This window comes from Actinacidiphila sp. bgisy160, assembly GCF_057707815.1.
The window spans coordinates 160,753-177,347 of sequence record NZ_JBYIQW010000001.1 but is presented as its reverse complement, the minus strand read 5'-3'; the positions used below and the strand labels follow the sequence as shown (position 1 = coordinate 177,347).

General features: G+C 71.5%; 11 protein-coding genes, 2 tRNA genes and 2 pseudogenes. 11 read left to right on the top strand and 4 right to left on the bottom strand.

The genetic code is table 11. From position 1 onward, the window contains the following. Window positions 1-31: 31 nt before the first annotated feature. The 6 genes and pseudogenes from pip to AC3EUJ_RS00825 all read left to right on the top strand — a co-directional run bounded on the left by pip (window position 32) and on the right by AC3EUJ_RS00825 (window position 5,807). The gene (gene pip, locus AC3EUJ_RS00850; RefSeq protein WP_431958892.1) at window positions 32-994 is read left to right on the top strand and encodes a prolyl aminopeptidase; all 963 of its coding nucleotides are present in this window, start codon (window positions 32-34) and stop codon (window positions 992-994) included. Between the two features lie 601 nt (window positions 995-1,595). Continuing rightward, the gene (locus AC3EUJ_RS00845; RefSeq protein WP_431958891.1) at window positions 1,596-1,901 is read left to right on the top strand and encodes a hypothetical protein; all 306 of its coding nucleotides are present in this window, start codon (window positions 1,596-1,598) and stop codon (window positions 1,899-1,901) included. 178 nt (window positions 1,902-2,079) lie between these two features. After that, window positions 2,080-2,223, top strand: a pseudogene (locus AC3EUJ_RS00840) (lipid-transfer protein); the annotation flags it as partial. Between the two features lie 109 nt (window positions 2,224-2,332). Then, window positions 2,333-3,382, top strand: a complete 1,050-nt coding sequence (locus tag AC3EUJ_RS00835) for a DUF1906 domain-containing protein (protein ID WP_431958890.1) — start codon at window positions 2,333-2,335, stop codon at window positions 3,380-3,382. 172 nt (window positions 3,383-3,554) lie between these two features. Continuing rightward, entirely contained in the window at window positions 3,555-4,079 is a 525-nt protein-coding gene (locus AC3EUJ_RS00830; protein ID WP_431958889.1) for a SigE family RNA polymerase sigma factor, read from the top strand. 78 nt (window positions 4,080-4,157) lie between these two features. Continuing rightward, complete coding sequence (locus AC3EUJ_RS00825) at window positions 4,158-5,807, top strand: long-chain fatty acid--CoA ligase (RefSeq protein ID WP_431958888.1); 1,650 nt, start codon at window positions 4,158-4,160, stop codon at window positions 5,805-5,807. Window positions 5,808-5,891: 84 nt separating this feature from the next. On the opposite strand, the gene AC3EUJ_RS00820 is transcribed toward AC3EUJ_RS00825, so the two are convergent. Both AC3EUJ_RS00820 and AC3EUJ_RS00815 read right to left on the bottom strand, forming a co-directional pair. Continuing rightward, window positions 5,892-9,212, bottom strand: a complete 3,321-nt coding sequence (locus AC3EUJ_RS00820) for a response regulator (RefSeq protein ID WP_431958887.1) — start codon at window positions 9,210-9,212, stop codon at window positions 5,892-5,894. 218 nt (window positions 9,213-9,430) lie between these two features. Next, the gene (locus AC3EUJ_RS00815) at window positions 9,431-9,871 is read right to left on the bottom strand and encodes an SSI family serine proteinase inhibitor (RefSeq protein ID WP_431958886.1); all 441 of its coding nucleotides are present in this window, start codon (window positions 9,869-9,871) and stop codon (window positions 9,431-9,433) included. Between the two features lie 186 nt (window positions 9,872-10,057). Here AC3EUJ_RS00815 and AC3EUJ_RS00810 point away from each other — a divergent pair. Together AC3EUJ_RS00810 and AC3EUJ_RS00805 are read left to right on the top strand one after the other, a co-directional pair. Continuing rightward, window positions 10,058-10,148: transfer RNA gene (locus tag AC3EUJ_RS00810), tRNA-Ser, on the top strand. A gap of 181 nt (window positions 10,149-10,329) precedes the next feature. Then, window positions 10,330-10,402, top strand: a tRNA-Arg gene (locus tag AC3EUJ_RS00805). 77 nt (window positions 10,403-10,479) lie between these two features. Here the strand turns inward: AC3EUJ_RS00805 and AC3EUJ_RS00800 are convergent. Then, window positions 10,480-11,573: pseudogene (locus tag AC3EUJ_RS00800) on the bottom strand (tyrosine-type recombinase/integrase); the annotation flags it as partial. Between the two features lie 442 nt (window positions 11,574-12,015). Between AC3EUJ_RS00800 and AC3EUJ_RS00795 the strand changes: the two are divergent. From AC3EUJ_RS00795 to AC3EUJ_RS00785, 3 genes are all read left to right on the top strand, one after another. Beyond that, a complete protein-coding gene (locus AC3EUJ_RS00795) occupies window positions 12,016-12,504 on the top strand; it encodes a hypothetical protein (protein ID WP_431958885.1) in 489 nt (162 codons plus the stop codon). A 153-nt stretch (window positions 12,505-12,657) separates the two neighbouring features. After that, a complete protein-coding gene (locus tag AC3EUJ_RS00790) occupies window positions 12,658-14,628 on the top strand; it encodes an NHL repeat-containing protein (protein ID WP_431958884.1) in 1,971 nt (656 codons plus the stop codon). Between the two features lie 464 nt (window positions 14,629-15,092). After that, window positions 15,093-15,305 (top strand): EF-hand domain-containing protein, encoded by a 213-nt coding sequence (locus tag AC3EUJ_RS00785; protein ID WP_431958883.1) that lies wholly within the window; start codon window positions 15,093-15,095, stop codon window positions 15,303-15,305. Between the two features lie 265 nt (window positions 15,306-15,570). On the opposite strand, the gene AC3EUJ_RS00780 is transcribed toward AC3EUJ_RS00785, so the two are convergent. Next, window positions 15,571-16,452, bottom strand: coding sequence for an LLM class F420-dependent oxidoreductase (locus AC3EUJ_RS00780; protein WP_431958882.1), 882 nt, complete (start codon window positions 16,450-16,452; stop codon window positions 15,571-15,573). Window positions 16,453-16,595 lie beyond the last annotated feature (143 nt).

Here is a 16,595-nt window from a genome sequence, read left to right as displayed (position 1 = left end):
GTGGTTCGCCGGTGCGGAGGAGGGGATCGTGATGGCAGCAGCGGGATTTCCGCTGATCGAGCCGTACGCGTCGGGGCTGCTCGACGTCGGGGACGGGCAGCGCGTCTACTGGGAGACCAGCGGGAACCCGGAGGGCAAGCCGGTCCTGTGCGTGCACGGGGGCCCGGGGGCCGGGGGGAAGCGGGGCAGCAGGAAGACCTTCGATCCCCAGGTGTACCGGATCGTGCTGTTCGACCAGCGAGGGAGCGGGCAGAGCCTGCCGCACGCCTCGGACCCGGCGGTGTCGCTCGAGCACAACACGACCGAGCACCTGATCGCCGACATGGAGCGGCTGCGCGAGCACCTGGGCGTCGAGCGGTGGATGCTGTACGGCGGCTCGTGGGGGTCGACGCTGATCCTGGCCTACGCGCAGCGGTACCCGGAGCGGGTGTCGGAGATCGTGATCGTCGGGGTCACCACGACCCGGCGGGAGGAGATCGACTGGCTCTACCGCGGTGTCGCCCGGCTGGTACCCGGGCCGTGGGAGACGTTCCGGGACGGGGTGCCGCCCGGGGAGCGGGAGGGGAACCTCCCGGCCGCGTACGACCGGCTGCTGAACAGCCCGGACCCGGCGGTGCGGGACAAGGCCGTACGCGACTGGGTGACCTGGGAGGACGCGGTCATCGCGCACGAGACCAACGGGAAGCCGGGGGCCTACGGCGACCGGCCCGACGACGACCTCGTCGCCTTCGTGCGGATCTGCGCTCACTACTTCGCCAACGGCGCCTGGCTGGAGGAGGGTCAGTTGCTGCGCGACGCGCACCGTCTCGCCGGGATCCCGGGGGTGCTGATCCACGGGCGGCTTGACCTGGGCAGTCCGCTGACGACCGCGTGGGAGCTGGCGAAGGCGTGGCCCGGTGCGGAGCTCCAGGTGATCGACGACTCCGGCCACACGGGCAGCCCCGCCATGGGCGAGGCGGTCGTGGCGGCGGCGCGGCGCTTCGGCGCGCGCTGACCGCGTGCGGGAGGGGGCGGCACCGTGGGGTGCCGCCGGTCCGTGGCGTGGGGGTGCCCGGACGGGGCGCGTTCCGCGCAGCCGGCGAGTCAGGCCGCGCCGAGGGGCGGTACGGCGACCAGCCGGGTCAGCGGGGATCGGGTACGGGACACCGGGTCACCTCTCTCCCCTGGAGAAGCGGTGCGGCCGGGCGGGGGACGTGCGGGTGCGAGGGCGCGACGGACCGGCGGGGTCCCGTCAGCCGGAGCGTAGGAAACAAACGGCCGCCTTCCGGAGCGCCACGCACCGCGGACGGGCGGCATCCGCTCGAACGGCGGCACGGCGGCGACCCCGGTGGCCGCCGAGGTTGGCCGAAAGTCGTGCCGTAACGATTCCGCGTCCGCGGGGCCCGGGTCGTGGTGCCCGAGATGTGGCCGAGCAGGTCAGTCATGGCGGTTGTGGAGGTTTGTCGACAGATCGTCATGCTTGCGAGCGAAAGGGATCAAGGTCCGGCTTGTCCGCAGCGGCGCTGGGCAACTCTGCTTGCGGCGACGTCGCAGAGCCGGCGGAGCGGTCGGCCGGCCGCACCGCGCACTCGTATCCACTCCTCGGAGGGAAACACATGGCAAGCATCCGTACCGCCCGAGTCATGGCCGCCCTGGCCGCGGTGCCGCTGGCGGCGGCGCTGTTCGCCGGCACGGCGGTGGCCGACAACGGCGCCGTGGCGGGTGGCACCTCCAACGCGACCGTGGTGAGCAACAGCGGCGGCACCGTGGGCCGCGACAACTTCGGGACCGTGACGACCACGCAGCAGGCCGCTACGGGGGCGGGGGCCGCCAACCAGAACAGCACGGCCAGCGTGGTCGGTTCGGCCTTCACCACCATCAACCAGCCATCGCTCGACATCCACTTCGGACCCATGTGGTGAGCGGACCGGCCCGCCGCCGGGGCGGGTCGCGGGACTGAAGGGGCGACTGCGCGACGGCAACCTCACTGCCGTCGCGCAGTCACGTCCGACGTTGTCCACAGCCTGTGGACAACGCCATCCGTCCGGGCGTCTTGACAGCGACGCCGCCCTCTCGCCAATCCGACGGCTCGGTCGGCGCCTGCGCGGCGTGCACGGCATCGTGGAGGCGGTGCGGCAGTCGCGCGGCACCAGTGTCAACCAGATCCCGGGCGCGGCCCATGTCCTGGTAACGGCAGGTACGGCGGTGCCGACCCCGGGGCTGCTGCTGGGCGCGGCGGACTGATCAGGACCCGGTGCCCGGCGGCCCATCCGGGGCCGGGTGTTGCTGCGTACGGCTGACCAGCGGGCGTGGCTTCCTGATGCGCGGGAAGACGCCTGCGTTCACTCGACGCATGTGCGAACACAAGCCGATCATCCGACGCGGGGCGATCGTGGCGATGGTGGTTGCCTGCCTGCTGGCCGGGCCCACCGCGGCCGAGGCCGTCGTGCCGCGGCCCGCCGCCTCGGTCGTCAAGCCGGCCTCGGTGACGGCTACGGCTTCCATGGCGGCCTCGGTGACGGCTTCCGAGGCGGTCTCGGCCCGGACGTACCGGCCGGCCCGGGCGCCCGGTGACGGCGGTGACGACGGCCCGTTCGGCTTCGCCGACACCGGCCTCCTGGACGGCCTCGACCTCCCCTACGGCCTCGGCGGGGACGAGGGCGCCCCCTCCGGAGGCGGCCCGGCCCGTGTCTACCGCGGCTACGGCTTCGACACCTGCCGCACACCACCGCTGTCCACGATGCGGGCCTGGCTGCGCTCCAGATACCGCGCCATCGGCGTCTACTACGGCGGCCGCGCCCGCGCCTGCAGCACCCAGCGGCACCTCAACCGCAACTGGGTGCGTTCGGTGCACCGGATGGGCTGGCGCATCCTGCCCATCTACGTCGGCTCGCAGTCTCCCTGCGTACGCGGCAGACATCTGCGCAACCACCGGATGAGCACCGACGACCCCTGGGGCCAGGGGGCGAGCGAGGGCTGGGACGCCGTGCGCAGGGCCGCTGCCCTCGGCTTCGAGGAGGGCAGCGCGCTCTACCTCGACATGGAGGCATACAACGTCAAGCGGTCCCACTGCGCCGACCACACCCTCGACTTCATCCGGGGCTGGGACCGCGAGGTCGACGACGCCGGCTACCTGCCGGGGCTCTACAGCAGCTCGGAGTCCGGCATCCGGCACATCGAGCGGGCCCGCCGCGAGGGCTACGACGACCTGCCGCGCGCCGTCTGGTTCGCCCGCTGGCAGGGCAAGCCCGCGGTCCGCGACGAACCGGTGCTCGCACGGGAGGCCTGGCATCCGCACGGACGCATCCACCAGTACTCGGGCAGCGTGCGCGAGAAGCACGGCGGCCGGCGCCTGGCGATCGACCGCGACCGCCTGGACGGGCCGGTGGCCGTCGTCGGATGAACCGGCGGGCGGCCGCGGGAACGCCGTCCCTGCGGGGTGACCCGTAGGGGCGGCGGGTCCGGCCTCAGCCCTCCGGAGGTGGGGCGGCCCCCCGCCCTACGACTTCAGGGTGACCCGGCTTCGGCACCTGCGGCGGATCCCCCGCACCCGGACCGGCTCCTAGCGTTGAGCCATGACCACGCCCGTGTGCACAAGCGCCTCCCAGGCCCAGTTCACCCGCTACGTCCGGGCCAAGGGCCCGGCGCTGCTGCGGACCGCGCGCTCGCTCACCGCCAACCCCTGCGACGCCGAGGACCTGCTGCAGACCGCCCTGACCAAGACCTACCTGGCGTGGGACCGGATAGACGACCACCGGGCGCTGGACGGCTACGTGCGCCGCACGCTGGTCAACACCCGCACCTCGCAGTGGCGCAGGCGCCGCGTCGAGGAGTACGCCACCGACGAACTGCCCGAGCCGCACGGCCACGCCGTGACCGGCCCCGACGAGGCCGAGCAGCAGGCCCAGCGGGACGCGCTGCTGCGCGCGATCTCCCGGTTGCCCGCCCGCCAGCGGGCGATGGTCGTCCTCAGGTTCTACGAGGACATGAGCGAGGTCCAGACCGCCGAGGCGCTCGGGGTCTCGGTGGGTACGGTCAAGAGCGCGGTCTCGCGCGCCCTGGGCAAACTCCGCGAGGACCCCGAATTGCGCGTGGGGTAGTGACATACCGCTCGGTATGCCAGCAGAATCTCAGCACCCACCTACTTACGCGTAGCCGCTTCAACGAGGAGGCGCCTGGTGCTGAGCACGATGCAGGACGTTCCCCTGCTGGTGTCCCGGATCCTGACCCACGGCACGACCGTGCACGGCCGGTCCCAGGTCACGACCTGGACCGGCGAAGGCGAGCCGCAGCGCCGCTCGTTCGCCGAGATCGGGACCCGCGCCGCCCGCCTTGCGCACGCGCTGCGCGACGAGCTCGGCGTCCAGCGCGACGACCGCGTCGCGACCCTCATGTGGAACAACGCCGCGCACGTCGAGGCGTACTTCGCGATCCCCTCCATGGGCGCGGTCCTCCACACGCTCAACCTCCGGCTCCCCGCCGAGCAGCTGGTCTTCATCGCCAACCACGCCGCCGACCGCGTGATCCTGGTCAACGGCTCGTTGATACCGCTGCTGGCACCGCTGCTGCCGGCCATGGAGTCGGTCGAGCACGTGGTCGTGGTCGGCCCCGGCGACACCTCGCCGCTGGAGGGCTGCCGCCCCACCCTGCACGCCTACGAGTCCCTCATCGAGGGCCGCCCGGACAGCTACGACTGGCCCGAGCTGGACGAACGTTCCGCCGCCGCCATGTGCTACACCTCCGGCACCACCGGCGATCCCAAGGGCGTGCTGTTCTCGCACCGTTCGATCTACCTGCACTCCCTGCAGGTCAACATGGCCGAGTCGATGGGCCTGACCGACGCCGACACCACCCTGGTCGTCGTGCCGCAGTTCCACGTCAACGCCTGGGGCCTGCCGCACGCCACCTTCATGACCGGCATCAACATGCTGATGCCGGACCGTTTCCTGCAGCCCGGCCCGCTCGCCGAGATGATCGAGAGCGAGCGTCCCACGCACGCCGCCGCGGTCCCGACCATCTGGCAGGGCCTGCTCGCCGAACTCGCCGCCAAGCCGCGCGACATCACCAGCATGCGCCACGTCACCATCGGCGGCTCCGCCTGCCCGCCCTCCCTGATGGAGGCGTACGACAAGCTCGGCGTCCGCCTCCTCCACGCCTGGGGCATGACCGAGACCTCCCCGCTCGGCACCATGGCCCACCCGCCGGCCGGCCTCACCGAGGAGGAGCAGTGGCCGTACCGGATCACCCAGGGCCGCTTCCCCGCCTCCGTGGAGGCCCGGCTGGTCGGCCCGTCCGGCGAGGTGCTGCCCTGGGACGGGGAGTCCGCGGGTGAGCTGGAGGTCCGCGGGCCGTGGATCGCCGCGGCCTACTACGGCGGCGCCGACGCCGAAGCGCTGCGCCCCGAGGACAAGTTCAGCCCCGACGGCTGGCTGCGCACCGGTGACGTCGGCACCATCACCCACGACGGCTACCTGACGCTGACCGACCGCGCCAAGGACGTCATCAAGTCGGGCGGCGAGTGGATCTCCTCCGTCGAGCTGGAGAACGCCATCATGGCCCACCCGGCCGTCGCCGAGGCCGCGGTGGTGGCGGTACCCGACGAGCGCTGGGGCGAGCGGCCGCTGGCCACGGTCGTCCTCAAGGACGGCAACGCCGTCGGCTACGAGGAGCTGCGGGCCTTCCTCGGCGAGAGCATCGCCCGCTGGCAACTGCCCGAGCGCTGGGCCGTCATCCCGGCGGTGCCGAAGACCTCGGTCGGCAAGTTCGACAAAAAGGTGATCCGCCGCCAGTACGCGGCCGGCGAGCTGGACGTCACCAAGCTCGTCTGACGACGCGGTACGCGGCGCGCAGTCGCGGGGCTCCGGGGGCGCGCCCCCGGAGCCCGTGCGGGTCCGGGCCGTGCGTGCGGGTCCTCAGGAGCCGATCTTGCCGAGCATGTCGACGATGCGGCCCTGGACGTCCGCGCTCGTCGAGCGCTCCGCGAGGAAGAGGACGGTCTCGCCGGACACCAGCCGCGGCAGCTCCGCCGGGTCGATGTCGACCGTGGTGTAGACGACCATCGGCGTGCGCTCCAGCCGGCCGTTCGCCCGCAGCCAGTCGACGATGCCCTGTCGCCTGCGGCGGATGAGCATCAGGTCCATCACCACGAGGTTGGGGTGCATCTGCGCGGCGAGCGTCATCGCGTCCGCCTCGGACTGGGCGTGCGCGACGTGCATCCCGCGCCGCTCCAGCGTGGCGGTGAAGGCCTGGGCGATCGGTGTATGGGCCTCGATCAGCAGCACACGCGGCGGGTGCTGTTCGCTGTCGCGCGGGGTCAGCGCCTTGAGGAGCACGGCGGGATCGGCCCCGTACGCGGCCTCGCGGGTCGCCTGCCCGAGGCCGGCCGTGACGAGCACCGGCACCTCGGCCTGCGCCGCCGCCTGACGCAGCGACTGCAGGGCGGTCCGTGTGATGGGTCCGGTGAGCGGGTCGACGAAGAGCGCCGCCGGCGGCTCGGCGACCTGGGCGTCGACCTCCTCGCGTGAGCGGACGATGACCGGCCGGTAGCCGCGGTCCGTCAGTGCCTGGCGGGTGGCGACGTCCGGTTCGGGCCAGACCAGCAGCCGGCGCGGCTCGTCCAGGACGGCGTCGGGCTCCTGGGCGTTCTCCTCCGTGACGTCGACGGCGCCGTTGGGGCCGTCGAGCGGCTCCGGCCCCTCGGTGGCCTCCGTGGGGGCGCCTATGGCGTACGCCCGGCCGGGGGTCTCCGTGCCGTTGACGACCGCGGGCGCGGCGGCCTGCGCGGGCACGGGTTCCGCGGGGGTGGCCAGCCGGCGGCGCCGCCCGGAGCCGCCGGACGGCTGGGCGATCTGCTCGTTGATCTGCTGGGCGAAGGCGACGCCTTGGCCGAGGGTCCGCACGCTGATCGCCCGGCCCTGCGTACCGCCGCCATTCTGCGAGACCTGCGCCTCTGGTTGCGGCTGCGGCTGCGGCTGCTGTGGCGCGGGGGCCGGTGCCTGGGGCGGGACCATGGGCTGCGGCTGGGGAGGTGCCACCGGCTGGGGCGGCGCCATGGGCTGCGGCTCCGGGCTGCGCTGCGTCTGCTCGGGGATCCTCGGCGGCTCGACGGCTGCCGGTTCCGGCCGCGGCGCCGGGGTGGGCGGGGGAAGCCGCCGCGGGTCGACGATCGCCGACGGGCGCGGCGTGCTCTCCACGATGCCGCGCGGACGCCGGGCGGAGCCCTGGGCCTCCGGCCACTCGGTCGCGGGGGTGGCGGTGGTCGCGGGCGCGGGCGCGGCGGGCAGCGCGGGGAGCTCCGGTGTGGCCGGGGCCTCGGTGGCGGCCCGGCGCGCACGGCGGCCGTTGCCCGGTGCGCTCTGTTCCGGCGCGGGAGCCGCCGGCAGTGCGGGCACCAGCCCCGGCTGCGGCTCCTGCGGGGTGCCGCGACGGGCCCGGCGGCCGGTGGGCTGCTCCTGCGTCTCGGCGGGGGCCGGGGGGAGGGCGGGCTGCGCCTGGGCCGGGGCCTGGGGCTGTGGTTCCTCGGGGCGCCGCAGGGCACGGCGCCGTCCGGTCGGGGTCGGTGCGTCGGTGGTCGGCGCGGCGGGCAGCGCGAGCGCGGCGCCGGGGGCCGGCGCCGGGGTCGCCACCGGCACGCCAGGCTGGGGTGGCTGCGGGGCCGGGACGGGCACCGGCACCGGGGACGGCACCTGCGGCAGTGCGGCGGGGGCGGTACCGCGAACCGGCTCGGCCGGCACCGGCATGACGGTCGTCTCCGACTCCCGCCGGGGCTCCTTGACCGCCGTCTTCGCCCCGCCCTTGCCGACCGGCACCTCCATCACGTACGCGCTGCCCTGCCCGGGCACCTCGTGCGTCTGGAGCACGCCGCCGTGCTTCTCGACGATGCCGCGCGCGATCGGCACGTGCACCGGGTTGTCGCCCGCGTGCGGGCCGCGCACCTCGATGCGGACGGAGTCTCCGCGCTGCGCCGCGGCCACCACGATCGTGGAGTCGACGCCGCCGACCACGACCGGCACGTTGCCGGCCGCGTCGACACCCGCCACGTCCGCGATCAGGTGGGACAGCGCCTGGGACATCCGCTCGGCGTCCACGGTCGCCTCGATCGGCGGCGCGTGCACCGCGTACTGGGCCCGGCCGGGACCGATCAGCTCGACCGCCGCCTCGACACCGGAGGCCACGATCTTGTCCATCGAGGTCGTCTCGCGCCGCAGCTTCTCCTCACCGCGGTCGAGCCGCTGGAAGGCCAGGACGCTGTCGATGAGCGTGGTGATCCGCGCGTAGCCCGCGGTGAGGTGGTGCAGGATCTGGTTGGCCTCCGGCCACAGCTGCCCGGCCGGGTCGTTGGCCAGCCCTGCGAGTTCGGCCCGCAGTTCGTCCAGCGGCCCGCGCAGGGCGTCGCCGAGCAGCGACTGCAGGTGCGCGTTGCGCGCGGCGAGCGCGTCGAAGCGCGTGCGGTCGGTGAAGGTCATCACCGCGCCGACGAGCTGGTCGCCCTCCCGCACCGGCGCCGTGATCAGGTCGACCGGCACCGAGCGCCCGTCCTTGCGCCACAGCACCTGGCCGCGGACCCGGTGCTTCAGCCCGGAGCGCAGTGTCTCGGAGAGCGGCGTCTCCTCGGCCGGCAGCGGGGTGCCGTCCGGACGGGAGTGGTGCACCAGCGGGTGCAGCTCCTGCCCGCCGAGGTCGGTGGCCCGGAAGCCCAGGATCTGCGCGGCCGAGGGATTGACCAGGACGATCTTGCCGTCGGTGTCGACGCCGATCACGCCCTCGCTGGCGGCGCGCAGGATCATCTCGGTCTGGCGCTGCTGGCGGGCGAGTTCGGCCTCGGTGTCCAGCGTCCCGGTCAGGTCCCGGACGACCAGCATCAGCAGCTCGTCGCCGGTGTAGCTGTAGGTCTCGGCGAAAGGTGTGCGGGCGTCGTCGAGGTTCGCGCTCGTGACCTCCACCGGAATTTCACTGCCGTCGGTCCGCCGGGCGACCATCCGGGTCGGCTTGGTGCGGCCCACGTCGTCGTCGGGACGGCGCATCGAGCCGGGGATACGACGCGCGTCGAACGCCGGCAAGAGGTCGAGCAGCCCGCGGCCCACGAGGGCGGTGCCCGGCGACTCGAAGGTCTCCAGGGCGATGGAATTGGCGTTGACGACGGTCCCGTTGGCGTTCACCAGCAGCAGCGCGTCGGGGAGAGCGTCGAGTATTGCCGCGAGGCGAGCAGCGCCTCGGGATGGCCTGCTGCTCACGAGACGCGTCCTCCCTGAAAACCGCACTTGCTGCCGCGCCGCCACCCGCGAAGGGGGCTTCCACCGGTGGTGGCCATCTTGCCGCCGACCGGGGGGCATGTCACTAGAGCGAGTGTACGGGCAGCGGTTGGCGGCGAGGCTCCGGATGCCCATGTCCCGTACGCGTGAGTAGTGTTCGTGGTCGAGTCGTGCGGATGTGGTGTCGGTCACCCCGCAGGTCACACACCCCGGCCACCGGATCCGTCGGGGAGCGCGGGTGCGGGCAGCACCGGGGCCATCCGCCGCCAGCGGGCTGTCTCGCAGCCGTTGCTGCGGTCGTAGCGGGCGTCCACGGGCCGGCCGCGCCAGATGCCCCGCACCGTCGCCCGCTGCGGGCCGCTGTAGATCATCGTGCACATCGTCCCCGCGGGCTCCGGCCCCACCGGGCCGCCCAGCCGCTCCAGACGGGCGCACGCCTGTGTTGCCTCGGGATGGGTCCCGCCGACGGGGTCGCAGTGCAGGTCGTACTCGGACAGGTGGCCGCCCCCGTCGTCCACGGTCACCCGCAGCACGTCGGGGGGCTCCACCGGCCCCGGAGGGCAGGCCAGGGCCGGCGCGGCCACCGTCAGCGGCAGGCCGAGCACGAGCGCGGCGGTCATGGGCACACGAGCCAATCGCATGCTCCGTCCCTACCTCCCCGCCCCGGCCCGCGCCTCCCAATCCACCCGATCGTGGGCGCGTCGCCGAAGTGCCCGCCGCAACGCCTTTGCCCTGGCCGCTCACGGCCTAGTAATCTGGTCAGCGATTGGTCCCAGCCCGGTGGGCTGTGCCATCATCTGCACACACCCGCTCGCGCGGGCACATCAGGAGGCGTCGCCTAGTCCGGTCTATGGCGCCGCACTGCTAATGCGGTTTCGGGGTTATTCCTGATCGAGGGTTCAAATCCCTCCGCCTCCGCCCTTCAGAAGCCCCGGCCACCCGGCCGGGGCTTCTGCCGTTCCCGGCAGCCCTGCTGGACCGTCGCCTTGGCGTATCCGCAGGTCAGCCCGGGTGCGGCTAATGGATTTCACCTCACGGCGCGGGTCATGTAATGTTGTTCCCGCAACGCCGACCGGCAAGAAAACGCCGGGAAGCACAAGCACTCGTAGCTCAACGGATAGAGCATCTGACTACGGATCAGAAGGTTGCAGGTTCGAATCCTGCCGAGTGCACAACAGACCAGAGGCCCCCGGGATCACCCGGGGGCCTCTGGCGTTGGGGCGTACAGCAGCGAAGTACAGCAACCGCGTCAGTCGCCGCCCATGGCGTGGGAAAGCTTGCCGAGAGCCGCCCGCACCTCTTCGTCGCTTGCCGCGGCGTAGACCTCCAACGTCATCGCGATCTGTGAGTGCCTCAGGATGCGCTGAGCCACCTTGGGATGGACCCCGAGAGCGACCAGGAGCGAGCTGCACGTGCCGGGTGTTCCGCAGCCGGATCGCCCGGAGGCCGGCGCGGCGGACGCGCAGGGCCGACATCCGGGTCAGGTTGCCCGGCTCGATCGGGGCCCGTGCTTTGTGGTGAAGATCAGCCCACGATCGTCCTGCCAGAGTTCCCCGGCAGCCTTCCGGTCGCCGAGCTGCTGCGCGCGGCGCACGCGAAGCGCGTTACGGCAGAGTTCGGGCAGAGGGAGGAAGTCGTCGGAGTCCTCGGTCTTGGTCTCCTGGTTCAGGATCTGGCGGCCGGCCCGCTGGAGCTGGTGATCCACGTACAGCTCACCCGCCTCGAAGTCCACAGACGACCACGTCAGCCCCAGGACCTCGCCACGGCGCAGCCCGAGGGACAGGACGAGCACCCAGGCCGCGAAGAGGTGGTCATCGCGAGCCGCGGCGTCGGTGAGGAACCGGCTCGCCTCGGAGTCGGACCACGGTTTGATCTTCTGGCGTCGAGGCTTGGTTACCTTCACCAAGGGAGCCACGTTCCTGCCGATCTCCTCCTCTGTCACGGCATGCGTCAGAGCGGCCGGAGAGCGTCACGAGCGGCCTGGATCACCCTGCGGGACGGGTAGACCCCGCAGCAGTCCCCAACCGCGCAGCAGCGGCGCTGGCTCGACTCCCGCTTGGCGTCCTTGCCCTGTGCGCAGCACTGGCAGACGGTCGACAGCTTGGTCAGCCACTCCCGGACGTCCCGCACGGTCAGCTTGTCGAGCCGTTTCGACCCGAGGTGGGGAGCGATGTACAGCCGGACCGCGCCCTCGTACGAGACGTACGACAGCGGGGCGAGGTGGGGCCGCACGATCGACTCAAGCCAGTAAGAGAGGAAGGTGGCCGCAGTGCGATGCCGGGTGGCCACCGGACCCCGCTTCGCCTCGGTGTGCAGGTTGATCCACTTGCCGTGGACCTCGTCCCCGCGCTGGGAACGATATAGGGACGCGGGTGGCTTGATCACTTACACCAGTGGGCGGCGGGCATGTGATCGATGAGTACGTCTGGTGCGCATGTGGCAACGACCCTTTGGCCCGGATTCCGAGGTCAAGGGGTATTGATGGATTCGCGGGCGGCTCCGTTCCCCCCGGTAGCGGTGGCGGTTCTCCTCGGGAGCGCCGATAATCGGAGTTGTGGCCCGATGCCTGACCGGACTCTGATGTTCGTGATCGAGATCGGCGTAGGCGGTGAAATCGGGCGCAGGGGAGCGCCGGCTGTACCTGGGCTGTTCCTCGCCTCCGACAGCATTCCGCAGGTCTAGGCGGTTCGACAGCGTCAACCTCAGACAAGAGGAGGGACGCCGGATTCCGGATCATGCCCCAGGTGCGAGTGGTCCTTAGTACCGCATGTCGGGAGGATGAATCGTGGCAATCACCGAGACGGATCTGCTCAAGATCGGTGATGCAGGCTTGATGGAAATATTCCGTGCCAGTCCGCCCGGTGAAATTCCGAAAGGCCCGACGGAGGGAACGGGCATCGTCCGGTGGGGAGGCAGCTGGGTGGCTCAGCCGCTCGCCTGGCTGGTACGCATGACCCTGTGGCGAGGAAAGGTTTTCGACCCCGAAGGCTACCTGAGCAATCGGATGACTGCATTCGATGTGCTCGCCATCGTCGCTCAGGTCTATGTCGGGCCGAGCCTGATGGATCAGCAGGACTGCATCGTCATCGACTACTCCAAGATCTCACTGGTCGCTCGTGGCGTTCGCGACGAGATACGCGAAGTCGAACCGGGGTTGTTCCTGGGAGTGGTATGGCTTCTGGGGGCCCGGGTCGGCTGGTTCGCACTGAGGGTGCCGGAAGGTGACACTGGAACGACCGAGGCGGAAGAGTTCGCCGCCGGGCAAACCGGTTGATCGGCTGAGCGTGCTCATTCCGGAGCGCCCGAATATTTACCCGCCCACATAAGTGTGGACCAGCCGGATCACCGCGCACCCCCTGTCGCGGCCAGATCAATTCCTCCATCTCTCTTCCCCTCCTGTTCGAAAATACAGAGCAAAGGGGCGGTTGTGAGCATCTCCGGCATGCGCGCTGGTGGATTGCCCGCCTATAAGGGACGCCGACGCGCTCGAAAGTGGACCGGGTCTGTGCGATTGACATCGGCGATCGTCGCTGCGGCATGCGCCGCCTTCGCCCTGCCGACATCAGCGTTCGGTGCCGCGTCGACCTCATTGGAGGGGACCGTCACCGGAGCGGGGAAGCCGCTCCAGCGTTCTCAGGTCGTGCTCATGGCCGGGTCCGGGTCCGGAGTCAAGAAGCTGGGCCAGACCACGACCGACGCGCACGGTTCCTTCCGGATCACCTACACCAAGCCTTCCGACGGTGTGGTGTACGTCGAGGCAGCGTCCGGGCGAGCGCACCGGCTTCGGCTGCGCTCGGTTGTCGGGTTCGGCGCGGGTGGCGGTGTGTCCGAGCGGACCGTGAGCAAGGTGACCGTCAACGAACTGACCACGGTCGCCTCGACGTACGCTCTCGCCCAGTTCAGTGGCCAACGCGGCATCTCAGGTCCCGGTCCGGGGCTGCAGAACGCCGCCGCGACCTCCTTCAACCTCGCCGATCCGACGACCGGAAGCGCCGGAGGGCCCCTCACCGGCGACAAAGCCAACAGCCAAACGCTGGCCACGCAGAACACGCTGGCCAACCTCATCTCCCTCTGCGTCACGGACAACGCACGATGCGACAAGTTGATCCAACTGGCGACACCGCCCGGCGGAACCAGACCGGCCGACACAGTGCAGGCAATCCTCAGTCTGGTCCGCAACCCGACGCAGTCACCGGGGGGTCTGGAGGCTTTGGCGCGTGCCGCGAAAGTCTTCACGCCGGCGCTCAGCGCAGCACCCCAGTCCTGGATACTGGCGGTTCGCTACACCGCTTCCCAGCTCTACGCGGCGGGCCGCATCGCATTCGACGCCAGGGGCAACGTATGGGCGACCAACAACTGGAAGCCCGGAACCCGCGATCCCAACCCCTACGTCACCGTGCTGGATCCGACCGGTCGACCGACCTTGGGCAGTCCCATCAGCGGCGGTGGCATGAAGGCGGGCGCCTGGGGCCTCGCGATTGATCACGACGGATCCGTGTGGGCGCCCAGCTACGGCGGCAACGCGATGTCGAAGTACTCGGCCTCCGGTAAACCGGTGTCCCCCTCCGGCGGGTGGAAAAATGGCGATTTCGTCAAACCGCAGGGCGTTGCTGTCGACCAGCGCGGCAACATATGGATCGCCAACTCCCAAGGCCTGAGGGGCAAGCCCGGTACAGGCAGTGTCGTGGTGTACCCCCACGGTGACCCGAGTAAGGCCATCACCATCACCGACAAGCACCTCAACCACCCCTTCGCCGTCCAGATCGACGGCCAGGGCCGGGCCTGGGTCACCAACAGCCATCTTTCCTTCGAGGAGATCAGGCAATCGAGGCGGCCCAGCAACGTTGGTGGAAGCGTCACTGTCATCGGTCCCGACTTCAAGCCGATCTCCTCCATCACCGACAAATCACTCCAGGCCCCCGTCGGGCTCGCTCTCGATTCCAAGGGCAACGCCTGGGTAGCCAACTTCTTCAGCAGCGCGGTCACTGAGATCCAGCCAAATGGAACGGTCGCGGGCGTGCACCAATTGCCGAAGAAGGTGCTCCCCTGGTCGGTCGCCATCGATGGTCAGGACCGCGTATGGATCGCTGGTTTCGGCGACTCATCTGTGTCACTCCTGTGCGGGGTCAACAGCGCAGCTTGCCCGCCCGGCGCTTCCGCCGGCACCGCCCTGTCTCCCGCACAGGGTTTCCAGAACAAGGCGATCCAGCATCTCACCGCGGTGCAGATCGACTCCTCTGGCAACGCATGGGTTGCCAACAACTGGTCCGAGGTCATCCCGCCCACCGGGGGCGTGGGTCTGGTGGAACTCATCGGCGCCGCCACCCCGGTCTGCACCCCCTTGACCCCTCTGCCGGTGCGTCCGTCGTCAACGGCTGCGAATGCGTGCCCGAAGTAGGCGTGACGGCCCGGCTTTGATCCCGGGTGCAGCGCAGCCAGTGGACCCGTGGGGCCCACCGCTCCCGCGCGAGGCCCAGGCCGGTAGGCCGAAGCAGCCCGCCCCCTCGGCGGGACGCTCAGGCGGTGCCGGCGCTCAGCGGTGACGGCAAAGCCCGACAAGCCCAAGCGCCAAGGCCGCGGCTCACCGGCCGGCGGCGACCGTCGAGGTGGTCTGACCGCTCGCGCACCCACCATCCGGCTGACTGACGTCCGCTGAGGTCGGAGCCCAACGCCGCAAAGGGTGCGGGTACCTCGTCGGCGGCAACCCTGACGGCAACGACGGTCGGTGAGGGTGCCCGGCCCGCTTGGCGCGGCCGGGCCGGTATCCGTTCCGGTCCACCCGCGCCCGGCCGCCGCCGGGGATGTCGCGGCGGCTAGGGTGTGGGCAGTCAGGACCCGGTACAACAAGGAGGGGTGGTCACGATGGCGGACATCGAGGCGGCCAAGAAGGCGTTCAATCGATTCGACGTCGACGGGGACGGGCTCATCACGGCGAGCGAGTACGCGAGCGTGATGGCGCAGCTCGGGGACTTCAACGTGACCGCGAGCATGGCGCAGAGCCTCATCGGGGCCGTCGACGGCAACGGCGACGGCAAGATCTCGTGGGACGAGTTCTGGGCGGCCCAGCAAGGCTGACGCCGGGTTCGAGCGGCCTCGGCTGCGCCGCGGGACCGCGGGGCGCGCCCGGCCGTTCGCGGGCAGCGATGGTGTCGCGGCCCGGCGGGGCCGAGGGGCGCCACAGCCGGGTGCGGGTCGCCCCGGGGTGGCGGGCCGGTGGGGGCCGCGACCGGTCGGCAGTCGTCGCTCACGCCCGGCCCGTGGCGGGGCCGGCGCTGAAAGCCTTCGCGCGGGGCGTGCGTTCCCTTCCGGCGGGTGGTCTGCGCTCCCCTTCGCCGAACCCTCAGTGCCCGGCGGGCTTGAGTGCTGCGGCCAGCCGGCGCCACTGCTCGCGCGGCAGCCCGGACCGGTCCTCACCCGTGGCCAGCACCTGGACGGCGACGTGGTCGGCGCCCGCGTCGAGGAAGGCGTCGATCCGCTGCCGGACCCGCTCCACGTCGCCCCAGCCGAAGAGCGCGTCGACCAGGCGGTCGCTGCCCCCGTCGGCGAGGTCGTCCTCGGTGAAGCCAAGCCGCAGCCAGTTGTCGGTGTAGTTGGGGAGTGTCAGGTAGAAGGCCAGCATCTCCCGCGCGGTCTCGCGGGCCCGCTTCGGGTCCGTCTCCAGGACGACCGTGAACTCCGGTGCCAGCAGGGGCCCTTCGCCCAGCATGGCGCGCGCCTGCGCGGTGTGCTCGACGGTGACCAGATACGGGTGCGCGCCCGCCGAGCGGTCGCGCGCGAGCTCCAGCATCCTCGGGCCGAGCGCGGCCAGCACCCTGCGTCCGGCGGGGACCCCGGAGGTGTCCAGCGCGTCCAGGTAGCGGGTCATCGCCGCGTACGGGCGCTTGTACTGCTCGGCGAGGCGGGCGTGGCTGACGCCCAGCCCCAGCAGGAAACGCCCCGGATGGGCGGCCTCGAGCGAGGCCTGGCGGGCGGCGGTGTCCTCGGCCTCGTACTGCCAGATGCTGAGAATGCCGGTCGCGACGGTGATGGAGGACGTGGCCGCGATCAGGGGTGCCGCGTGCTCCACGCCGCTGCTGCCGCCGAGCCACAGCGCCCCGTACCCCAGTTCCTCCAGCTCGGCCGCGGTCTCGGCGAGTTCGCCCGCGCGGGCCGGGTCGGGGTCGCGCAGCGCGGCGCTCCACAGGCCGTAGCGTCCGATCGCCGGCGTGCGGCTGTCGCTCATGGGTCTTCTCCCGCCGTGAAGTCCGTTTGAAGTCCGACGTCCTTCGTACCAAAATGCGGTCCCGCGGCCCGTGCATTCCCCACCCGGTGGCGCGTCAGGGTGCGCGCCGGAACAACCGACTGGCCCCGCGCCCCTCGCGACAG

Coding starts and splice junctions, on each gene's coding strand:
- AC3EUJ_RS00835 (WP_431958890.1), top strand. CDS start 2,333: ATGTGCGAACACAAGCCGATCATCCGACGCGGGGCGATCGTGGCGATG.
- AC3EUJ_RS00830 (WP_431958889.1), top strand. CDS start 3,555: ATGACCACGCCCGTGTGCACAAGCGCCTCCCAGGCCCAGTTCACCCGC.
- AC3EUJ_RS00780 (WP_431958882.1), bottom strand. CDS start 16,452: ATGAGCGACAGCCGCACGCCGGCGATCGGACGCTACGGCCTGTGGAGC.
- AC3EUJ_RS00815 (WP_431958886.1), bottom strand. CDS start 9,871: ATGCGATTGGCTCGTGTGCCCATGACCGCCGCGCTCGTGCTCGGCCTG.
- AC3EUJ_RS00845 (WP_431958891.1), top strand. CDS start 1,596: ATGGCAAGCATCCGTACCGCCCGAGTCATGGCCGCCCTGGCCGCGGTG.
- AC3EUJ_RS00785 (WP_431958883.1), top strand. CDS start 15,093: ATGGCGGACATCGAGGCGGCCAAGAAGGCGTTCAATCGATTCGACGTC.
- pip (WP_431958892.1), top strand. CDS start 32: ATGGCAGCAGCGGGATTTCCGCTGATCGAGCCGTACGCGTCGGGGCTG.